This window comes from Pseudomonas bohemica (assembly GCF_002934685.1).
In the GTDB taxonomy this organism is placed as follows: Bacteria; Pseudomonadota; Gammaproteobacteria; order Pseudomonadales; family Pseudomonadaceae; genus Aquipseudomonas; species Aquipseudomonas bohemica.
Map to the genome: position 1 here is coordinate 115,097 of NZ_NKHL01000118.1, position 19,849 is coordinate 134,945.

Consider the following 19,849-nt stretch of genomic DNA (forward strand, 5'->3'; position numbering starts at 1 on the left):
CAAAGGATCAACCATGCGTTACCGCAAACTGGGCAACAGCGACATCGACGTCAGCGTTCTAGGACTGGGCACCATGACCTGGGGGCATCAGAACAGCGAAGCCGACGCACACCAGCAGATCGATCTGGCGCTGGCCGAGGGCATCAACCTCATCGATACCGCCGAAATGTACCCGACGCCGACCAAAGCCGAGACCTGGCGCACCACCGAACGTTACATCGGCACCTGGCTGGCCAACAGCGGGCGGCGTGCCGAGGTGGTGCTGGCGAGCAAGATTGCTGGCCCTGCGCGCGATCCCAAGGGTCAGGCGCACATTCGCGATGGACTCAGCCGTCACGACCGCCGCAACATCGTCGAAGCCCTGGACGGCAGTCTGTCGCGTCTGAAAACCGATTATCTGGATCTGTATCAGCTGCACTGGCCGGATCGCAAAACCAACATCTTCGGTCAGCGCGAGTATCCCTATCAGGATCAAGCGGGCAGCGTTGCCATCGAAGAAACGCTGTCTGTGCTGGCCGATCAGGTCAAAGCCGGCAAAGTGCGGCATATCGGTGTGTCCAACGAAACGCCATGGGGAGTCGCAGAGTTCTTGAAGCAGAGCGAGCGTCTGGGTTTGCCGCGCATCGTCAGCATTCAGAACCCCTACAGCCTGCTCAACCGCCTGTATGAAGGCGGGCTGTCCGAGTTCAGCCATCGTGAAGGCGTCGGGCTGCTGGCCTATTCGCCCCTGGCCTTCGGAGCGCTGACCGGTAAATACCTCAATGGCGCGCGTCCCGAAGGTTCGCGGCTGTCGGCGGTGTACCGCACCTTCAACCGCTATGACAGCCCTTCGGCGCAGGAGGCGATCACCGGCTACGTACAGATCGCGCAGCAACATGGGCTGACCCCGGCGCAATTGGCCTTGGCGTACATCATCGACAAACCATTCGTTGCCAGCGCCTTGACCGGGCAGACCACCCTGGCCCAACTGCGTGAAAACCTTGGCGCGCTGGAAGTAGAGCTGACCGACGAGATCAAGGCGCAGGTTCAGGCCGTGCATCAGCGCGTGCCGAACCCGGCGCCGTGAGAGGAGGCCGCGATCAAAAAGGGGTACGCGGTGCTTTTGATTCTGCCCACAGGTGTGGGAGTACAAGTTGCTGCGGACCGCGATCATCCGCCGGAGCGTTTGCAACCAGTACCAAAGTGCAGGCAGCGCCTATCCCTGCGGGAGTGAGCTTGCTCACGAAGGGGCCTTGATTACCAAGATGCTGTCAGCGCCTGCAATCAGTTTTCGTGAGCAAGCTCGCGCCCACAGGTGGTGCGGTGTCAGCACGACAGGTATCTGTTGGATGGTTAGCCAGAAGGAGTCTGTGAATGTCTCAAGCAATTGAAACGGTCATCGTCGGACCCGCCCCCGGCGTCGGCGGCAGTCGGCCGCTGGGGTTTGCGGGGTTTACCCATTTACGCCCAGGCTTGTGGGCGGCAGGGCTGTTCGTGGTGTTGCTGGTCATTGCATCGGCCGTGCCGCAGTTGCTTGCGCCTTACGATCCGCTGGATGCCTCCGCGCGTCTGGCGTTCCAGCAACCGAACGCCATTCACTGGCTCGGCACCGATGAAAACGGCCGCGATGTGCTCAGTCGCTTGATTTACGGCGTACGCTCGTCGTTGTTCATGGGGCTGGCGGCTACCGTGCTCGGATTGGCCTGGGGCACACTGCTGGGCCTGATCTCTGGTCTCGGACCGCGCTGGCTGGATGCCGCAATCATGCGCGGTGTCGATGTATTGCTGGCATTTCCCGATCTGCTATTGGCCTTGGTAATCATCACCTTCTTCGGTCAGGGCACCGCAAATCTGATCCTCGCCGTCGGCATTGCCGGGGTGCCGCGTTACGCGCGGCTGGTGCGGGCGCAAACGCTGAATGTACGCAACGCCGGATACGTCGAAGCCGCCGTAACCCTGGGTCAGTCGCAACTGGCCGTGGTGCTGCGACACATCCTGCCCAACGCCTTCAAGCCGGTGCTGATTCTGGCCACGATCGGCATTGGCGGCACGATTACCGCAGGTGCTGCGTTGAGCTTTCTCGGCTTCGGCGCGCCCCCTCCAGCCCCCGAGTGGGGCGGGATGATGGCTATCGGTCGCGCCTTTCTGGCCAATGCGCCGTGGCTCGTCGCCTGGCCCGCATTGAGCATCACCCTAACCGTTGTTTCCATCAGTGCCATTGGCCGCGAACTTCTGCGCCGCAGCGAAGGAAAACCTCTATGAATGCGAACATCCAGACCCTCGGGCCGTTGGTTGATATCCGTGACCTGAGCGTGCGTTTCGGTCAGGCCGAGCCCGTCCTGCATGGCGTCAGCCTGCAGATCCATCGCGGTGAGTGCCTGGCGCTGGTCGGCGAATCGGGCTCCGGCAAGAGCGTCACGGCGAGAACCCTGGCCGGGCTCACCGGCAAGGGTGCGCAGATCCAGGCGGCGAAGCTGGCGTTCCAGGGCATCGACTTGCGTGGTCTGGATGAGCGTTCCTGGCAGCGTCTGCGTGGCGCGGGCATCGGTTTTGTCATGCAGGATGCCCTCGGGGCGCTGGATCCGTTGCGTCGAGTCGGCGCCGAAGTCGAAGAACCGTTGCAATTGCACACCAGGCTAGGCCAGGAAGCGCGTCGATTGCGCGTCCTTCAACTACTGCGCGATGTGGGTATTCCTGAGCCGGAACTGCGCGCGAGCCAGTACCCATGGCAGCTTTCCGGTGGACTTCGGCAACGCGCGCTGATTGCCTCGGCCATTGCCTGCAACCCGCGTCTGATCATCGCCGATGAGCCAACCACCGCACTGGACGCGACGGTGCAGGCGCAGGTCATCGCGCTGCTGGAAAGCCTGCGAGGTGAGGAAAACGCGCTGCTGATGGTCAGCCACGACCTGTCGGTGGTGTCGCGTCTGGCTGATCGAGTGGCGGTCATGCGTCACGGGGTCATCGTCGAGCAGGGCACCACGGAACAGGTGCTGCAGGACCCGCAACACCCCTATACGCAGCTGTTGTTGCGCGCTGCCCGAGCCGTGCATTACCAACCCGAACGCAGGTTGCTCACCGCCGTAGAGCCTGATCCGCAGCCTGAGGGCGAGGTGCTGCTGGAAGCCAAGGATCTGAGCAAATCCTTCGTCGGCCCTGACGGTCGTAAACGCACGGTGCTCAAGCAGGTGTCGTTGCAGTTGCGTCGTGGCGAAACCCTGGGTGTGGTCGGCGAGTCGGGTTCGGGCAAGACCACCCTGACCCGACTGATACTCGGCCTGGAAACCGCCGACGAGGGCGATGTTTGGGTCGCCGGGCAACAATGGTCGACCCTGGATGCCAGGCACAAGCGCCAGGCCCGCAAAGCGGTGCAAGTGGTTTTTCAGGATCCGCTGAATTCATTCGATCCGCGTTACACCGTGCAACGGGTGCTGTTCGAAGCGCTGGCCGTTGCCGGTCTGCCGCGCCGAGATTGGCGGAGCAGGGCGCTGCAGCTGCTGGAGTTGGTGCGTCTGGATGCCGGCGTCCTGTCGCGCCGCCCCATCGATCTGTCCGGCGGCCAGCGTCAGCGCATCGCCATCGCCCGCACCCTGGCGTCGGAACCGCAAATCCTGATCTGCGATGAGCCGGTGTCGGCGCTGGACGTTTCGGTGCAGGCACAGATTCTTGAGCTGCTTGACGACCTCAAGCAGCGCTTGGGGCTGGCGTGTCTGTTCATCTCCCACGATCTGGGGGTGATCAATCATGTCAGTGAACGGGTGTTGGTCATGAAGGACGGTGAGGTGGTGGAGGCCGGCTCCGTGCGTGCTGTATTCGATCGGCCGGTACATGCCTATACCCGGGCGCTGATCGCAGCGATTCCGACGCTGGACGTACAACACGAACCGACCGAGTTCTACCTGCAAGTGGCTATCTGAGACTTTAACTGACAAAGGAGTGTTCGCAGTGCCCAAGCAGCTGCACGTCAACCTGTTCGAGATGAACTGCGTGAGCCACATCGTCCACGGGCTGTGGGTGCATCCGGAGAACAATCGCCACCGTTTCAACGATCTGGATTACTGGACCGAACTTGCGCAATTGCTGGAATACGGCACTTTCGACGGAGTATTTCTCGCGGATGTGATCGGCACCTACGACAAGTTTCGCGACGGGCCGGAAACATCGTTGCGCGAGGGCATGCAGATCCCCAGCAATGATCCGCTGCTGGTGATTCCGGCGATGGCCGCGGTGACGAAAAACCTCGGTTTCGGCGCCACGTTTTCCACCACCTATGAGCCGCCATTCGCCTTCGCTCGGCGCATGAGCACGCTCGATCACCTGACCAAGGGCCGGGTGGGCTGGAACATCGTCACCTCCTACTTGCCCAACGCCGCGCGCAATTTCGGTCATGACACCGAGGTGGTCCATGATCATCGCTATGAGATTGCCGATGAATACCTGGACGTGCTGTACAAGCTGTGGGAAGGGTCGTGGGACGACGATGCGGTGATTCAGGATCGTGAACGGCGGGTCTACACCGATCCGAGCAAGGTGCGCTATATCGACCACGTTGGCGAACACTTCAAGGTGGCCGGGCCGCACCTGTGCCAGCCTTCGCGGCAGCGTACGCCGGTGCTGTTTCAGGCCACCGGCTCGCCTGCAGGCATTGAATTCGCCGGGCGCCATGCGGAGGTGGTGTTCACCGGTGGCATGGATACGGCAGCGGTACGGGCCAATATCCATGCCATGCGGCAGAAGACGATTGCTCATGAGCGTGATCCGGCGGGCCTGAAATTCATCGTCATGGCCGGGGTGATCGTCGGTCGCACCGACGAGGAGGTCAGCAACAAGCTCGACAGCTACCGCAAGCTGATGAGCGTCGAAGCATCGCTGGCCCATGCGCAGTCGGCGGTGGACCTGACGGCATACCCTCGCGACGTGCTGATCAGTGATCTGATCGAGCGCCAGGTCAAGGGCTGGCAGAGTCTGGCGCGCTTCAAACCCGAGGCGTCGGTTGGCTCGGTGCTGGCGCAATTGGAGGGCTTCAATCGCGAGCGCTTCTTCGTCGCGGGCACGCCGAGCGTGGTGGCCGATGAAATCGAAAAATGGCTGGATGTGGATGGCATCGACGGCATCAACCTGCGTCAGTACCTGTCGTTCGAAACCGCGCGGGATTTCATTGAACTGGTGATTCCCGAACTGCGACGCCGCGGGCGTTTTCGAGAGTCCTACAACGACGGCGAAACCCTGCGCGAGCGCTTGTTCGGCCCTGGTCAGGCACGTTTGCCCGATGACCATTTCGGTGCTCGGTATCGAGATCCGGCTGCGTTGCGGGTGCCGGCCAAACCGTTGCGGTTCCCGGCATGACGGCGACCTCATCTGAGTCCGATCATCTGAGTATCAGGGCCGCCCAGGTCGAGGATGCCGCGCAACTGGCTCGGATTCATTTGCAGACATGGCAGGCGACATACGTCGACCTATTGTCTGAGCGATATCTGTGCGGCTTGAGCGCAGGTGTCGAACGGCGCGCCATTGCCCTCGGCGAGGCTATCGCCAGCCGCAAGATGTCGATTCTGGTCGTCGAGCAGGGCGGGCAGCTGGTGGCGTGGGCATCTTTTGGCAGCAGCCGCGATGCCGATGCCTTGGCTTCTACTGGAGAGCTGCGTGCGATCAACCTGTTGCCCCGGGTCTGGTCGCAGGGTATTGGTCGTCAGTTGTGGCAAGAGGTTCGGCAACAATTGATCGCTGCAGGGTTCACCCAGGCGACAGTCTGGGTGATACAGGGTAATCAGCGGGCGCTGGGTTTTTATGAAGCCGTCGGATTCGTGCAGCAGCCGGATACGGCCGTGACCGTCGTCGAGAACGATGAGCCGTTGCCGCTGGTTCGTTATCGGGTAGCGCTCTGAAACCCGTGCTGCTACGAGTTGGCAGGGACTTCGATCCGCTTCTGCCGAAGGCGTAGGAGCAAGCTTGCTCGCGATCTGGCGCGAAGCGCCAGCAAAATCAGAGACCTCGGTTGTATCAGGTTCATCCGTTAGACGTTCCTTGTGCTGCTCAGCCATCTGTTGCCTAGCCAACAGTTGCCACACAGATTGTCGCCCTCATCACCCCGCAATACGCCTCAGCGCCCGTATTCATTGGCTGAAAAACCCGGCATGGCTTGTGCAACGGTCCTGTTCCCGGACTAAAGGCATCAGGACCCATGCGAGAACGCGCCCCGTATCTGCGACTCCCCGGCACACGATCCCGGTCGTTGCTCAAGCACACTTCCATCGTCGGTATCGCCGCACTGTTCGGCGTGCTGACTGGCTGCGGTCAGGGCACGTCGACCGTTGCCCGCAGCGACAAGCCGGTCAGCGGCGGCACCCTGGTGTACGCCACCGATCGCGAACCCACGTGCCTGGACCCTCACGTGGGTGGAGACATGCCGCAAGTGTTCATCGGGCAACAGTACCTCGACTCGTTGGTGTCGATGGACACCGAGGGTCGTATCGGGCCCTGGCTCGCCAAAAGCTGGGAGGTGTCCGATGACGGGCTGACCTACACCTTCCACCTGCGCAATGACGTGCACTTTACCGACGGCACGCCGTTCAACGCGGCGGCGGTCAAGGCCAACCTCGACCACATGGCCAACCCCAAGACCCAGTCCAGCACGGCAGGCGGCTACATTCGTCAGTATCGCAGTACGGATGTGGTCGATGACGACACCGCCGTTGTTCATCTGGCCACGCCCTATGCAGCCTTTCTCGAAGTGCTGGCGCAGGGCTTTTTGGGAATCGAATCGCCGACGGCCTTGCAACGGCCACGGGACGCCAACTGCGAAAGCCCGGTGGGTAGCGGACCATTCAAGGTCGTGCGCTGGGATCGGCAGAGTCAGGTCGAACTGGTGCGCAATCCCGATTACAACTGGGCGCCGCCTACCGCCAAGCATCAAGGGCCGGCGTGGCTGGATCGCATCGTCTGGAAGTTCATTCAGGAGCCTTCGGTGCGTTTCGCCTCGCTGCAGGCCGGTGAGGTCGATGTGATCGAGGCCCTGCCGCCCGAGTCCCATGAAGCAGCGCGGCGCAACCCTGACTTGCAACTGATCATCGCCCAGCGTCCGGGCAATCCCACCAATGGCACGCTGAACATTACCCGCGCACCTTTCAACGATCTGAAGGTGCGCGAAGCCTTCGTGCGCAGTGCCGACATCGATGGCGCTTTGAAAAGCGTGTATTTCAACGAGTTCCCTCGCGCTGGTGGTCCACTCAGCCCGGCGACACGCTTCTACAACCCGGACTTCCAGCACGCTCAGGATTACGACCCGGCCAGGGCGGAGCAGCTTCTGGATCAAGCCGGCTGGACCCAGCGCGACAGCGACGGCTACCGCACCAAAGACGGCAAGCGCCTGCAAGTCCACGTGGTGATGGGTAACCGCACACCTCCTTCGGAATACACCCTCTGGGAGCAAGTTCAGGCCACCACACGCCAGGCCGGTTTCGAACTGATCGTCGAGCAAATGAGCGACGTGCAGGCCACTAAACGCCAGGCCGATTGGGATTACGACATCCGCCTGGGGTACTGGAACACCAACACCGCCGACGTGTTGCGGATCATCTTTGGCAGCGAATTCATCAGCCCCGCGGGTGTGGGTGGGTATCACCAGAACACCGCGGGATTCAGCGACTCGACGTTCGACGGGCTGATTCAACAGGCCCTGACTACACAGGACGCCGAGCAACGTCGCGCGTTGTATTACAGGGCTCAGCAAATCGCTTCCAGCCAATACCTGCAACTGACGACCTATCCGCAAAGCACGCGTCTGGGCATCTACAAGACGACCCAGGGTGTGCGCCTGGAGCCTTCTCTGGCCGTGACTTATCTCTATGACGCCTGGGTGAACAAATGACGAGTGCATCGTTGAGCAATGAACTGGCCAATCCTCGCCGTGATCGTTTGCGACAGTTGGGACGTCGCGCCTTGTGGCGGCTGGCGGGCGGGGTGTTGGTTTTATGGGCGGTCGCCACGCTGACCTTCTTCGCGCTACGCCTGATGCCCGGCGACCCGGTGCAGGCGATCCTCGGTGGCCCCAGCGGTAACCCGACCCCCGAAACCATCGCTGAAGCCACCCGCGAATACGGTCTGGACAAGCCGCTGCCGGTGCAATACGCGCTGTACCTGGGGCGCCTGGTGCAGGGTGACTTGGGCGTTTCCTATTCCCAGCACTTACCGGTCACCCGCGTGCTCGCTGAGCAATCCTGGCCGACGCTGGAACTGACGTTCACTTCGCTGGTATTGGCGTGGCTATTGGTTCTGGCGCTGACGGTCTTGACTGCCGGACGGCGCCGCTGGGTCGGCACCCTGGCGTCACTGGCAGAAACTCTGTCCGCCGCGCTGCCGCATTTCTGGCTGGGAATTCTGTTGCTGGCCGTGTTCGCGTTCGGCCTGAGGCTGTTTCCTCCAGCGGGCAGCGATGGCTGGCGGACGTTGGTGCTGCCATCGTTTGCACTGGCGATTCCGCTCGCCGGTTTCATCGCGCAGGTCACGAGAGAATCGCTGGACCTGACCCTCGAACAGCCATTCGTACTCACTGCCAGAACCCGCGGTCTGAGCGACTTCAAAGTGCGTTTCAAGCACGCGCTGCGCCACGCCGTGCTGCCTGGCATCTCCCTGTCGGGCTGGGCAATCGGCGCGCTGATCAGTGGCGCGGTGGTGATCGAAGTGATCTTTTCCCGCAAGGGTCTGGGCCGTCAGCTCTATCAGGCCGTGCAGGCCCAGGACCTGCCGCTGACCATCGGTATCAGCCTGGTGGTCGCGGCCGGCTATGTGCTGGCGAACATCCTCGTCGACCTGCTGTACCTGTGGGTCGACCCTCGTCAACAGGGGAATACGCGATGAGCGATTTGACCTTGGATACGCCGCTGCCCGCGCTTCGGGTACAGCGCGCACCCCGCACATTGCGACCGGGGCCAGTGCTGGCGGTGACTTTTCTGCTGCTGGTGATTGTCGCGGCGGTGGTGCCGCAATTGTTCGCCCACAGCGATCCGCTGGCGATTGTCCCACGTGAGGCGTTTCATCCGCCGAGTTGGCAGCACTGGTTCGGCACCGATCAGTCCGGCCGCGACATCTTTTCTCGAGTGATCTACGGCACCCGTCAGTCGCTGTTCATCGGACTGGCAGCCACTGCTATCGCGATGAGCATCGCAGTCGTGCTCGGCTTGCTCGGAGGCTTGGGAGGGACCCGCGTCGATCGTGGCGTCGGTTGGTTGCTCGAAGTGCTGTTTGCCTTCCCCAGCCTGATTCTGGCGCTGCTGTTCGTGGCGATCTTCGGCAGCGGCATCGGCCCATTGATCGTCGCCACTGGCCTGGGCGGTGCACCTGGCTATGCGCGCATGGTGCGCGGCCAGGTGCTCGCGGTGCGCAACGCGGGCTACATCGAATCGGCGAAAGCGCTGGGACACCCGCCGCTGCGCATCATCACCCGGCAGTTGCTGCCCAACGCCATGCGCCCGTTGATCGTGACCCTCACCATGGGCGTCGGCCAGGCCATCGTCTGGGCATCGGCCTTGAGCTTCCTGGGATTGGGCGCGCGCCCGCCGGCACCGGAGTGGGGAACCATGCTGTCGATGGGCCGTGACTTCATCGCCAACGCCTGGTGGCTGACTTTCTTCCCTGGCCTGTTCATCGTGCTGACCACGCTGTCAACCACCGTCGCTGGCCGCTACCTGCAACAACGTCTGGAGGGCCGCCTTTCATGAGCGAGCAGAAACGTTTGGTCGTCGAAGGCTTGTCCATCGAATTCGCCGGGCAGTCGGTGGTGCGTAACCTCTCGTTCACCCTGGAGCCGGGCAAGACGCTGGCGCTGGTCGGCGAATCGGGATCGGGCAAGAGCGTGACCGCACGCAGCCTGATTGGCCTGGCGGGCGAGGGCGCGCAGGTCACGGCACGCCAGTTGAATTACGCAGGGCGGGATCTGTTGAACCTCTCGGAGCGTGGCTGGCGCGACCTGCGCGGCAAGGACATCGGCTTTGTACTGCAGGACGCGTTGGTGTCGCTGGACCCGTTGCGGCCGGTCGGCAAGGAAATCCTCGAAGTGCTGGAAACCCACCGCTGGGGCGACCGCAACAGCCGTGGCGAACGGGTTATCGAGTTGTTGGAAACGGTGGGCGTTCCCGAGCCGCGGCTGCGCGCCCGTCAGCGTCCGGACCAACTGTCAGGCGGCCTGCGACAACGGGCATTGATCGCCAGCGCCCTGGCGTTGAATCCAGGCCTTGTGATCGCCGACGAACCCACTACCGCACTCGATGCCACGGTTCAGGCGCAGATTCTCGACGTCTTGCAGCAGATCAAGGCTCGCGGCGATTCGCTGCTGATCATCAGCCATGACCTTGCGGTGGTGGCGCAACTGGCGGACGAAGTGTTGGTGCTGCGTCACGGCGAGGTCGTTGAGCAGGGGCCGATGGAGCAGGTGCTGCGTAATCCCCGCCATGCCTACACCCGCTCGTTGCTCGATGCGGTGCCCGCCGAACATGCGCGGGGCACGCGTCTTTCGCCCGAACACGGTGCCGTGCCCGTTCAGCAGCGCTCGGGTATCGATTCGCCGGTGTTGCTGACCGCCAATGGCCTTGGCAAGCGTTATGTCGGGCCGGATCAGCAAATCCGTCAGGTGGTCGACGGCGTCAGCTTTGAGCTTCGCGCCGGTCGCACGCTGGGCATCGTCGGTGAGTCAGGTTCCGGCAAGACCACCGTGGCACGCATCGCCCTGGGCCTGCTGGAGCCGGATGCCGGTGAGGTGCAGTTTTTGCACGTGCCCTGGACCGGCGCCGGCAGTGGACGGGTCGAGGAGAAGAGCCGACGGCTGCATCGTCGGGACATCAGCGTGATCTACCAGGATCCACTCAGCTCGTTCGATCCGCGCTGGAGCGTCGGGCAGATTCTCGCTGATGCGCTGGACGTGGCCGGTATCCCATTCGAGCAACAACGACCACGCATCGCCCAGTTGCTGCACCAAGTGCGCCTTCCGGTGGAGCTGTCCACCAGACGCCCCTTGCAACTGTCGGGCGGCCAGCGTCAGCGGGTGGCAATCGCTCGAGCCATTGCCAGCAATCCGAAGGTGATCATTTGCGATGAGCCGGTGTCGGCCCTCGACGTCTCAGTCCAGGCCCAGGTGCTGGACCTTCTGGCGGATCTGCAGGCGTCGCTGGGCCTGGCGTATCTGTTCATCTCTCACGATCTGGGGGTGATTCGCCACGTCAGCGACGAAGTGCTGGTGATGCGTCACGGCAAGGTCGTTGAAAGCGCGAGCGTGGAAAGGCTCTTTGAAAACCCGCAGCACGAGTACACCCGGCGCCTGCTGGGAGCGGTTCCGCGTCTGCCTGGCGCTGGAAGCAAGCTGGTGGTTCCACCCTTGGAGCCGGAAAGCGCTGTGTTGCTGTTCGATGAATCCCGGCTGTGGAAAATCGCCATTTAAGTTCCAATACCGAACAAGGAATTGTCATGAGTACGTTGTCTGCTGTAGCCAAATCCGCTGGACCTGATTCTGTTGAAGCGAGCGCCATCACGGTGCAAGCGCTCAACGCCCGGCTGGACCAGTTGTTGCCCGAGATTGCCGCCGGTGCCGCGCAGCGCGAGCGTGATCGGCAATTGCCCTATGACGCCGTCGCGCAGATCGCCAGGGCGGGGCTGTTCACCACGCGTATCCCGACGCGCTTCGGTGGCGCCGGTGGTTCGGTCAAGGATGTGATCGGGTTGCTGGTGCGCATTGCCTCGGCGGACTCCAACGTGGCCCAGGCGTTGCGCCCAGGTTTCGGTTTTGTCGAAGGGCTGCTTGCGTCGCGAGCGGAGGGCGCCGAAGCCGAACGCGAGCGCTGGTTCGAACGCTATCTGCAAGGTGCGGTGGTGGGCAATGCCGGTTGGGAAATCGGCGGCGCCAACGGTTCCATCAGCGCCCGCATCGTCCGTGACGGCGAGCATTATCGGGCCACCGGCAGCAAGTACTACAGCACCGGCTCGCTGTACGCCGATTGGGTCAGCGCCGTTGCGCTGGATGAAAACGAGCAGCCGGTTTCGTTCATCCTGCCTCGTGACAGGAAGGGCCTGGAGCTGCTGGACGACTTCGACGCGATGGGCCAGCGCCTGACGGCCAGCGGCACTACGCATTTGCATGATGTCGTGGTCCATGCCGACGAGATCCGCACCCGGACCGTGGAGGAGGGCAAACGCACGATCGTCACGCCATTCCTGCAGTTGTTTCTGGCGTCGGTGAACGCTGGCATCGCGCGTAATGCTCTCAATGACGCGGTGACCTTCGCCAATGAACACGCGCGGCCTATCAAGCACAGTACGGCCGCCCGTTCGGTGGACGATCCGTATGTAGAACTGAGTGTCGGAGATATCTCGGCCCGCGCGTTCACGGCGCAAGCAGTGGTGTTGCAGGCAGCCGAGTCGATTGACCGTGCGTGGGCAGCTGATCTGGATTCGGTAGCGGTGGATCAGGCCGCTGTCGATGTGGCTCAGGCGCAATACATTGCCGCTGAATCGGCGCTCAAGGCGGCGGAGCTGGTGTTCGATGTGGGCGGCGCGTCGACCACCGGCCGCGCGCATAACCTGGATCGCCACTGGCGTAATGCCCGAACCGTGTCCAATCACAATCCTCGCCACTGGAAAGCGGCGGCGGTAGGCGCCTGGCAGTTGAAAGGCACCCCGCCACCGAAGTCGGGGTTGTTCTGAGGCGCGGGTGAATGCAGGGCTCGTGATTCTGCCCGGAGGGCGTGGGCGCTCGGCTTGCCAGCGATCCACTGCCAAGCAGTAGCAAATCCGATGAGCGCGATCTGCCTGATCACCGGGTGGCTGATTTTACTGCCGGTTCCCGGCAGATCGCGAGCAAGCTGCGCGCCCACGCCCTCCGGGCAGAAACGGACCGTCACGTTCAACGAGAAAGGATGATATCGAACAACCCATGGGCATTAACCAAAGCATCGGCAGCCAGACCGAAAACAACAATGCCGCACTGCTGGTCGACCCCGGCGTCACAGAGAAACCGGCAGCCACCCATCTGCGCCGCATCCCCATGATCATCGGCTGTGCGTTGTTCATGGAGCTGATCGACGCCACCGCCGTGCTCACCGCCTTGCCACAAATGGCGCGGGATTTCGGTGAGCCCAGCGTGCGAATGAACCTGGTGGTGTCGCTGTATCTACTGGCGGTCGCGTTGTTCGTGCCAGTCAGCGGCTGGGCGGCGGACCGTTTCGGGCCGAGGCGAGTGTTCATCAGTGCGATTGTGTTGTTCACCGCCGCCTCAGTGGCCTGTGCATGTTCGGGTTCGCTGTTGCAGCTGTCACTGGCGCGCCTGGCACAAGGCGCGGCGGGCGCGATGATGGTTCCGGTGGGGCAGGTCATCCTGCTGCGCTGGTCGCCACGCGAACACCTGCTACGGGCGATGTCCTACCTGACCATACCCGCATTGATCGGGCCGATTCTCGGGCCGCCGCTGGGCGGTTTACTGGTGACGCTGCTGTCGTGGCAATGGATCTTCCTGATCAACTTGCCAATCGGCGTACTCGGGGTGCTGCTGGTGCTGCGTTATATACCCGACTACCCGGGCGTTCGCCGACAGCCGCTGGATGTTCCCGGATTGCTGCTCAGTGGCGTGGGACTGGGCGGGCTGGTGTTCGGTTTCGAAGCCTTCGGTCATGGCCTGCTGCCAAAGCCCTGGACACTCCTGCTGATAGCTTTGGGACTGGCGAGCGCCGTTGCATATGTCTGGCATGCCAGGCGCGCTCCTCACCCTTTGATTGACTTGTCGCTGCTGCGCATCCCGACATTTTCCGTGACCTTCTGGGGCGGCAACCTGATGCGTATCGGCAGCGCCTCTCAGCCTTTTCTGTTGGTGCTGCTGTTTCAGCTGTGCTTGGGCCTCAATCCGCTGCAGGCCGGGTTGCTGAGCTTCGTCGGTGGTGCAGGCGCGTTCCTGATGAAACTGCTGGCGGTGCGTATCGTCAGCCGTTTCGGTTTCAAACGTACGCTGATCGGCAACGCGGTGCTGACTGGCCTGAGCCTGGCTGCCACCGGCATGTTCGATATCGCCACGCCGTACTGGCTGGTTGTGGTCGTGCTGTTCGCCAGCGGCATCATTCGTTCGTTGCAGTTCAGCACTCTCGGCGCGCTGACCTTTGCCGATGTATCGCCGGAACAGTCCAGCGGCGCCAGCAGTCTGTCGGCCATGAGCATTCAGCTGACAATGAGCCTGTCGGTAGGTGTGGCAGCGGCCTTGCTCAGCCTGATCATGTCCATACGCGGGCACGCGGCGATTGCGCAAAGCGACGTGGCACTGGTCATGGGTCTGGCAGGCGCGCTGTGCATCGTTTCCGCGCTGGTCTATCGTAGGCTTTTGCCGAATGCAGGCGCGACGGTGTACGCCGCCCATGCCCGCTAAGCTGTTGGCTGTGCGACAGGGATTGCACAACCACTGTCGCGGATCGCACTTCTCAATCCGCCGCTGCCGGTTGCCGTCCCGTAAAACCGGGCGTCCACGGCTGGCATGATTCCTGATAACAGAAGCTGGAGATCAACTGTCAGGGAGGTCCTTCGATGATTCGTCTGGCTCAGCCACAAGATGCAGCGGGCATCGCCCGGGTGCATGTGCGCAGTTGGCAGCAGGCTTACCGCGACCTCATACCTGCCGATCACCTGACGTCGCTGGACGCCACGCTGGACCGTCGAACCGAGCTTTGGCGCGATTCGATCGACAAAGGCGAGCCGCAGGTTTTCGTGGCGCTGGAGGGCGAACAGGTCGTCGGCTGGATCGCTTCGGGTCAAAGCCGCGATGAAGACACGAAGCCTGGTATGGGTGGAGAGGTCCAAGCGCTGTATGTACTGGCTGAACATTGGGGAAGCGGCGTTGGCCGAACGTTGTGGCTCACGGCCCGTCAGCATCTGGTTGATCATGGTTTTCGGTCAGTGACGCTGTGGGTGTTGGCTCAAAACGACCGGGCAATACGCTTCTACCGCAACGCCGGCTTCTCGCCGGAAGACGCGTCTGTACGCACCATCAGCCGCGGCGAATGGACGCTGGAGGAAATCCGCTACCGTTTGAATCTTTGAAAAACAGCAGCACCGTTACACGGTCAAGACCGTGCGCCCGCTTTGCCCACTTTTCGCCTGAAAGCTGCGCGGCCACAGGCGTCATTCAGGAACGTTATCTGTCATGAGCTCGTCTTTTTCATCCTTTGCCCCTCGTGATCGCCGGTTAGGCAGCTGGAACGTCCAGCAATTGCCGACGACACCTGCCGCCTTCGTGCGATTTTTTATCGGCAACTTCAAGGGCTGGTATCTCGCTATCCTGCTACTGCAAATCGCTGCCGTGGTCTGCACCATCCTCATTCCTTGGGGGTTGGGGCAGATCACGCGTACCGTCAGCAATGGTCTGGACGCTCAAAACGCATTTGCGGTGCTGCAATGGCCGCTGACGCTGTTCGCAGTGCTGCTGGTCTGTGAGGTGCTGTTCACGCGAGCGGCGGCGGGTTGTCATATCCATGTCCTGCCGCTGCAGCGGCGCACCGTAACCCATGTGGTGTACGCCTACCTGCAACAGCATTCCCACCGTTTCATCAGTAACGAATTCGCCGGCGCGCTGGCGCATCGAGTCTCCGAAGTGGCACTGGGCGTCAACCAGACCCTGAGCATTCTGCTGTTCGACCTCATTCCATTACTGGTCACGCTGAGTCTGGCCACCGTGTTGCTGTGGACCGCGTCGCCACTGATGGCAGTCTTCATGGCTGGCTGGTCAGCGGTGTTCATCGGGGTGTGCTATTTGTTGGCGCGGCGCAGTCATCCGCTGGCGCAGCAGTATTCGGCGGCGCGCAGCACCAGCTCGGGCAAGGTCGTGGACGCAGTGTCCAACCTGGCCAACATCCGTCTGTTCGCGCGCCACGCCTTCGAGCACACCTATCTGGGCAAGTTTCTGGACAAGGAAGTCGCTGCAGCCTACCGCTCGCTGGGCTACATGGAGAAGATCCGTTGGTTCCAGACCGGCTGTGGCGTCGTGCTCAAACTGGGTTTGTTGCTTTTGGCGCTGCAGCTGTGGCGCACACAGCGCATCGACATCGCAGCGTTCGTCATGTCCACCAGCCTGTCGCTGTTGATCATCAGCGATGTCGGCAACCTGTCTCGGCGCTTTCTCGAATTCTTCGAAGCGACGGGCAATATCTCCAACGGCGTGCGCACCTTGATTCGCCCTCACGAAGTCATCGACACCCCTGGCGCCAAGCCGTTGCAGGTCGAGCGCGGGGACATCGAGTTTCGCGATGTGGGCTTCAGCTATGGCAGCGATCAAGCGATTTTCAATCACCTGAATATCGTGATTCCGGCAGGTCAGAAAGTCGGTTTGGTGGGCTCTTCAGGGTCGGGTAAATCGACGCTGCTAAGCCTGTTGCTGCGACTGTATGACGTGCAGAAAGGCCAAGTGCTGATCGATGGCGTGGATGTGCGCGAGGTGACCCAACATTCGCTGCATCAACAGATTGGCCTGATCCCGCAGGAACCGGGGCTGTTTCACCGCAGCATTCGTGAAAATATCCATTACGGGCGCCTGGATGCTTCGATGGATGAAGTGGCCGAGGCGATTCACCGGGCCGGTGCCAGCGAGTTCATCGACAGCATGGAGCACGGTTATGAGTCTCTGGTGGGTGAGCGTGGCGTCAAGCTTTCCGGCGGTCAGCGCCAGCGCATTGCGATCGCTCGGGTGCTGTTGAAGAACGCGCCGATTCTGGTCATGGACGAGGCGACATCGAGTCTGGACTCGATCACCGAGCGCTTCATCCAGGACAAGCTGGACGAGATCATGGAAGACAAGACGGTATTGGTGGTCGCGCATCGGTTGTCCACGGTCGCGCACCTGGACCGGATTCTGGTGTTCGATAAGGGCCGAGTGGTCGAGGACGGCAATCACCATCAATTGCTGCGCCTTGGCGGGCAATATGCTCAGCTGTGGAATCGCCAGTTCAGTAACGAGTTGGGCGAAGCGGTCTGATATGCAAGTTGGATACGCGGTGAGCGATGCCCACCGCGTGTCAGGCTTTCAGCTTCAGGCTTCAAATTGACAGATGCAGGACGCGCTCGTCGGGAGAGGGTTTTGCCGGGCGACGCTTGTTGACCTTCAGTTCGCCCAGGTTGATCAACAGCGTACGCGTGACGTTACGGCTCAGACCCAACAGCTCGGCCGTGTGCACCTGATTGTGATGGCAGAACTTGTAGGCGGCGCTCAACAGCGTGCGCTCGACGTGCTCGTGCAGGTTGTCTACCTGTCCTTCGAACAGCCGCTGCAGCGCTTGGTCCAGCAGTCCAAGCGCTGATTCGTCTGTGCGCGGGCTTTCGTCCTGCCGCTCGATGCGCAGGTTGGACATGCGCAGGTCTTCACTCTGAATCACCCCGTCACGGCAAATGAGCAAGGTGTGGTGGATGACGTTTTCCAGTTCGCGAATATTGCCCGGCCAGCTGTAGGTTGCCAGTTTCTGCTCGGCTTCGGCGCTCAGGGTAATTGCGCCGTAGCTCAGGCGCTTGCTGTAACTGGCGATGAAGTGATGAACCAGCGGGATGATGTCCCCCGGCCGTTCCCTGAGCGGGCTCAGTTCCAGATTGACCACGTTGAGACGGTAAAAAAGGTCTTCGCGAAAGTGCCCCGCGTTGATGGCTTTTTCCAGTTGCACGTTGGTCGCCGCCAGCACCCGGACGTTGATCGGGATACTCTTGCGTGAGCCGAGCCTGACCACTTCGCGTTCTTGCAGCACGCGTAGCAACTTGACCTGAATCGACATGGGTAAATCACCGATTTCATCGAGAAACAGCGTCCCGCCGTTGGCTTCCTCGAACCAGCCGGCCTTGGCGCTGAGTGCTCCGGTGAAGGCGCCTTTCTCGTGGCCGAACAGTTCGGCTTCCACCAGCGATTCGGAGAATGCGCCGCAGTTCACGGCCACGAAGGGCTGTGTCTTGCGTGCGCTGAGGTTGTGGATGTGGCGCGCCACCAGTTCCTTGCCGGTGCCGGTTTCACCAATGATGAGCACGCTCGCCTCGCTGGGCGCAACCTGCTGCAGATGCCTGAGCAGGGCTTGGGATTTCGGGTCTTCGAACACCTGTGCGGTGGCACGGATCGAAGTGGCCAGGGCGGGCGAGGGCGGTAATGTCAGCAGTTGCATGATGATCCCTATGAGTAAAAAGTCGGGATGGGTGGGGTACCGTTGAGAGCCCAGTCACCCAGTTCATGAAGTTTGTAGTCCAGTGGGTCGTGCAGGCTCTGGGTACGCAGGTTGCGCCAGTGCCTGTCGAGGGCCACCGAAGCGTGAGTGGCACGCGCGCCGGTGACCTCGAAGACCTTGCTACAGAGTTCGAGACCGTGGCGGCTGGCGGCGACCTTGGCGGTGGCGATGGCAATGGCGGTTTCGCCGCGTTCTTCGCTGGTCAGCGCCGAGCCTTTGGCCCATGCCTCGTCCAGCGCCCGGCCCGCGCGCTCGACCAACAGTCGCGTGCTTTCCAGCGCCACCCAAAAGTCTCCGTAGTGACTGAGCACGTAAGGGTCCTGGGCGGTATGGGTAGCATTGGAGCGAAACCAGGGCCGGGCTTCTTCGCGGGTGTATTTGCGGGCTTCTTCAAAGGCGCCCTCGGCGATGCCGAGGAATATATTGGCGAAGTGCAGCTGTGCGATCAGTGGGCGCAGGCAGGCGAATGGGGTGCTGAGCGGGCCTGGATCGAGCAGCAAGTCAGATTCTTCGACCCGCACGCGTTTGAAGGTCACGCTGCCGCTGTCGGTCTGACGCTGGCCCATGTTGTACCAGTCGTTGTGCAGCGTGATGCCGGTGCGCCCGCTGGGAATGGCGGCGATCAACAGCTTGCCGCCTGCCGCTTCGTCCACTGCCGAGGCGATGAGCATTTCCGAATCGTTGGCACCGGAGCAGAAACTCTTCTGTCCGGAAAACTCGCGCCAGCCGCTGCGCCCTTTGACCACAGTGCGGGTGTCCAGAGGGTTGAGTGTGTTGCCCCAGAACCAGTTGTTGCTGGCGGTGAGCTTGAGCCAGGTCTGCCATTGCGACGGTTTGGCGAACAGGCGGATGGTCGCCAGCATCAGGTGATGAAAGCCGAAGACATGGGCGATCGAACTGTCGACCCTGGCGAATTCTCGCACCACCTCGAAGGTCTCGGACCAATTGGCATCCAGCCCGCCGAACTGACGGGGAATGCTCAGGGAAAGGAGCCCGCTGTTGCGCAGGCTGTCCCGCTCGACCTTGGGGGTGCCGCCGCGGGCATCGCGGTCGACGGCAGTGCGGGCGAATTCGCTCGCCAGTTCACGGGCGATTTCCAGGGGCGCCTTCCGGGCGTTGAGTAGCGTGACAGTCACGTTAGTTACCTCTTCCGTGGGGTTGATTTAAGTGCTGAATGAGGTCGAAGTCCTCTAGGAGCGCGCTTGCCCGCCAATGCGCGGTGTCAGTCACAGAGTCATGAGCCGACAGGTTGTTATTGCGGGCAAGCGCGCGCCTGCAACGGATATCACAGACATCCGCTATTTCGCGGTTATCACCGACAACTTGGTAATCCCGGCTTTCTCGATCGAGGCCATGGCCCGGGCCACCTCGCCGTAATTCACGCCGTTGTCGGCCTGCAATTGCACCCGCACGTCGGCGTTCTTTTCCTTGGCCGAACGCAGGTTGGTCTCCAGCAGGTCCGGCTGGATCTCATCCTTGTTGATGAACAGCTTGCCCTTGTCATCGATGCTCACCACCAGCGGGTCTTTCTGTTCCACCGGGGCCACCGATTCGGTTTTCGGCAGGTTGATCGGGATCGAATTGGTCAGCAGCGGCGCCGTGACGATGAACACCACCAGCAGCACCAGCATCACGTCCACCAGCGGCGTGACGTTGATCTC

16 protein-coding genes are annotated in these 19,849 nt (G+C 61.9%); 13 read left to right on the forward strand and 3 right to left on the reverse strand.

Going from position 1 to position 19,849, the window contains the following annotated elements:
* Nucleotides 1–13: 13 nt before the first annotated feature.
* The 13 genes from CE491_RS23495 (at nt 14) to CE491_RS23555 (ending at nt 16,966) form a co-directional block, all read left to right on the forward strand.
* Nucleotides 14–1,066 carry an NADP(H)-dependent aldo-keto reductase gene (locus CE491_RS23495; RefSeq protein WP_110950727.1) on the forward strand — a complete coding sequence of 351 codons (1,053 nt, stop codon included), beginning with the start codon at nt 14–16 and terminating at the stop codon, nt 1,064–1,066.
* 287 nt (nt 1,067–1,353) lie between these two features.
* Nucleotides 1,354–2,241: an ABC transporter permease gene (locus CE491_RS23500; protein ID WP_110950728.1), complete on the forward strand. Its 888-nt coding sequence runs from the start codon at nt 1,354–1,356 to the stop codon at nt 2,239–2,241.
* Nucleotides 2,238–3,896, forward strand: a complete 1,659-nt coding sequence (locus CE491_RS23505) for a dipeptide ABC transporter ATP-binding protein (RefSeq protein ID WP_110950729.1) — start codon at nt 2,238–2,240, stop codon at nt 3,894–3,896. Before CE491_RS23500 ends, CE491_RS23505 begins: the two co-directional genes overlap by 4 nt.
* 28 nt (nt 3,897–3,924) lie before the next feature.
* Complete coding sequence (locus tag CE491_RS23510) at nt 3,925–5,325, forward strand: LLM class flavin-dependent oxidoreductase (protein ID WP_110950730.1); 1,401 nt, start codon at nt 3,925–3,927, stop codon at nt 5,323–5,325.
* Nucleotides 5,322–5,864 (forward strand): GNAT family N-acetyltransferase, encoded by a 543-nt coding sequence (locus CE491_RS23515; RefSeq protein WP_110950731.1) that lies wholly within the window; start codon nt 5,322–5,324, stop codon nt 5,862–5,864. Before CE491_RS23510 ends, CE491_RS23515 begins: the two co-directional genes overlap by 4 nt.
* Nucleotides 5,865–6,160: 296 nt before the next feature.
* The gene (locus CE491_RS23520; RefSeq protein WP_110950732.1) at nt 6,161–7,846 is read left to right on the forward strand and encodes an ABC transporter substrate-binding protein; all 1,686 of its coding nucleotides are present in this window, start codon (nt 6,161–6,163) and stop codon (nt 7,844–7,846) included.
* Nucleotides 7,843–8,835, forward strand: coding sequence for an ABC transporter permease (locus tag CE491_RS23525; protein ID WP_110950733.1), 993 nt, complete (start codon nt 7,843–7,845; stop codon nt 8,833–8,835). The genes CE491_RS23520 and CE491_RS23525 overlap by 4 nt, the downstream gene beginning before the upstream one ends.
* A complete protein-coding gene (locus CE491_RS23530; RefSeq protein ID WP_110950734.1) occupies nt 8,832–9,695 on the forward strand; it encodes an ABC transporter permease in 864 nt (287 codons plus the stop codon). The genes CE491_RS23525 and CE491_RS23530 overlap by 4 nt, the downstream gene beginning before the upstream one ends.
* Nucleotides 9,692–11,407 (forward strand): dipeptide ABC transporter ATP-binding protein, encoded by a 1,716-nt coding sequence (locus CE491_RS23535; protein WP_110950735.1) that lies wholly within the window; start codon nt 9,692–9,694, stop codon nt 11,405–11,407. The genes CE491_RS23530 and CE491_RS23535 overlap by 4 nt, the downstream gene beginning before the upstream one ends.
* Before the next feature lie 26 nt (nt 11,408–11,433).
* Nucleotides 11,434–12,666, forward strand: coding sequence for an acyl-CoA dehydrogenase family protein (locus tag CE491_RS23540; protein ID WP_110950736.1), 1,233 nt, complete (start codon nt 11,434–11,436; stop codon nt 12,664–12,666).
* A gap of 340 nt (nt 12,667–13,006) precedes the next feature.
* Complete coding sequence (locus CE491_RS23545) at nt 13,007–14,371, forward strand: MFS transporter (RefSeq protein ID WP_110950876.1); 1,365 nt, start codon at nt 13,007–13,009, stop codon at nt 14,369–14,371.
* Nucleotides 14,372–14,526: 155 nt separating this feature from the next.
* Nucleotides 14,527–15,039: a GNAT family N-acetyltransferase gene (locus CE491_RS23550; RefSeq protein ID WP_110950737.1), complete on the forward strand. Its 513-nt coding sequence runs from the start codon at nt 14,527–14,529 to the stop codon at nt 15,037–15,039.
* 103 nt (nt 15,040–15,142) lie between these two features.
* A complete protein-coding gene (locus CE491_RS23555; RefSeq protein ID WP_110950738.1) occupies nt 15,143–16,966 on the forward strand; it encodes an ABC transporter ATP-binding protein in 1,824 nt (607 codons plus the stop codon).
* A 61-nt stretch (nt 16,967–17,027) separates the two neighbouring features.
* On the opposite strand, the gene CE491_RS23560 is transcribed toward CE491_RS23555, so the two are convergent.
* From CE491_RS23560 to CE491_RS23570, 3 genes are all read right to left on the reverse strand, one after another.
* Complete coding sequence (locus CE491_RS23560; RefSeq protein WP_110950739.1) at nt 17,028–18,128, reverse strand: sigma-54 interaction domain-containing protein; 1,101 nt, start codon at nt 18,126–18,128, stop codon at nt 17,028–17,030.
* Between the two features lie 8 nt (nt 18,129–18,136).
* Nucleotides 18,137–19,324, reverse strand: coding sequence for an acyl-CoA dehydrogenase family protein (locus CE491_RS23565; protein ID WP_110950740.1), 1,188 nt, complete (start codon nt 19,322–19,324; stop codon nt 18,137–18,139).
* Nucleotides 19,325–19,486: 162 nt separating this feature from the next.
* Nucleotides 19,487–19,849, reverse strand: a 363-nt coding sequence (locus tag CE491_RS23570) for an ExbD/TolR family protein (RefSeq protein ID WP_110950877.1), incomplete at its 5' end; no start/stop codon positions are given.

Bases quoted from the DNA above. Each gene is read 5' to 3' on its own strand.
- CE491_RS23495 (WP_110950727.1), top strand. From the start codon at position 14: ATGCGTTACCGCAAACTGGGCAACAGCGACATCGACGTCAGCGTTCTA.
- CE491_RS23500 (WP_110950728.1), top strand. From the start codon at position 1,354: ATGTCTCAAGCAATTGAAACGGTCATCGTCGGACCCGCCCCCGGCGTC.
- CE491_RS23505 (WP_110950729.1), top strand. From the start codon at position 2,238: ATGAATGCGAACATCCAGACCCTCGGGCCGTTGGTTGATATCCGTGAC.
- CE491_RS23515 (WP_110950731.1), top strand. From the start codon at position 5,322: ATGACGGCGACCTCATCTGAGTCCGATCATCTGAGTATCAGGGCCGCC.
- CE491_RS23520 (WP_110950732.1), top strand. From the start codon at position 6,161: ATGCGAGAACGCGCCCCGTATCTGCGACTCCCCGGCACACGATCCCGG.
- CE491_RS23525 (WP_110950733.1), top strand. From the start codon at position 7,843: ATGACGAGTGCATCGTTGAGCAATGAACTGGCCAATCCTCGCCGTGAT.
- CE491_RS23530 (WP_110950734.1), top strand. From the start codon at position 8,832: ATGAGCGATTTGACCTTGGATACGCCGCTGCCCGCGCTTCGGGTACAG.
- CE491_RS23535 (WP_110950735.1), top strand. From the start codon at position 9,692: ATGAGCGAGCAGAAACGTTTGGTCGTCGAAGGCTTGTCCATCGAATTC.
- CE491_RS23540 (WP_110950736.1), top strand. From the start codon at position 11,434: ATGAGTACGTTGTCTGCTGTAGCCAAATCCGCTGGACCTGATTCTGTT.
- CE491_RS23545 (WP_110950876.1), top strand. From the start codon at position 13,007: ATGATCATCGGCTGTGCGTTGTTCATGGAGCTGATCGACGCCACCGCC.
- CE491_RS23550 (WP_110950737.1), top strand. From the start codon at position 14,527: ATGATTCGTCTGGCTCAGCCACAAGATGCAGCGGGCATCGCCCGGGTG.
- CE491_RS23555 (WP_110950738.1), top strand. From the start codon at position 15,143: ATGAGCTCGTCTTTTTCATCCTTTGCCCCTCGTGATCGCCGGTTAGGC.
- CE491_RS23560 (WP_110950739.1), bottom strand. From the start codon at position 18,128: ATGCAACTGCTGACATTACCGCCCTCGCCCGCCCTGGCCACTTCGATC.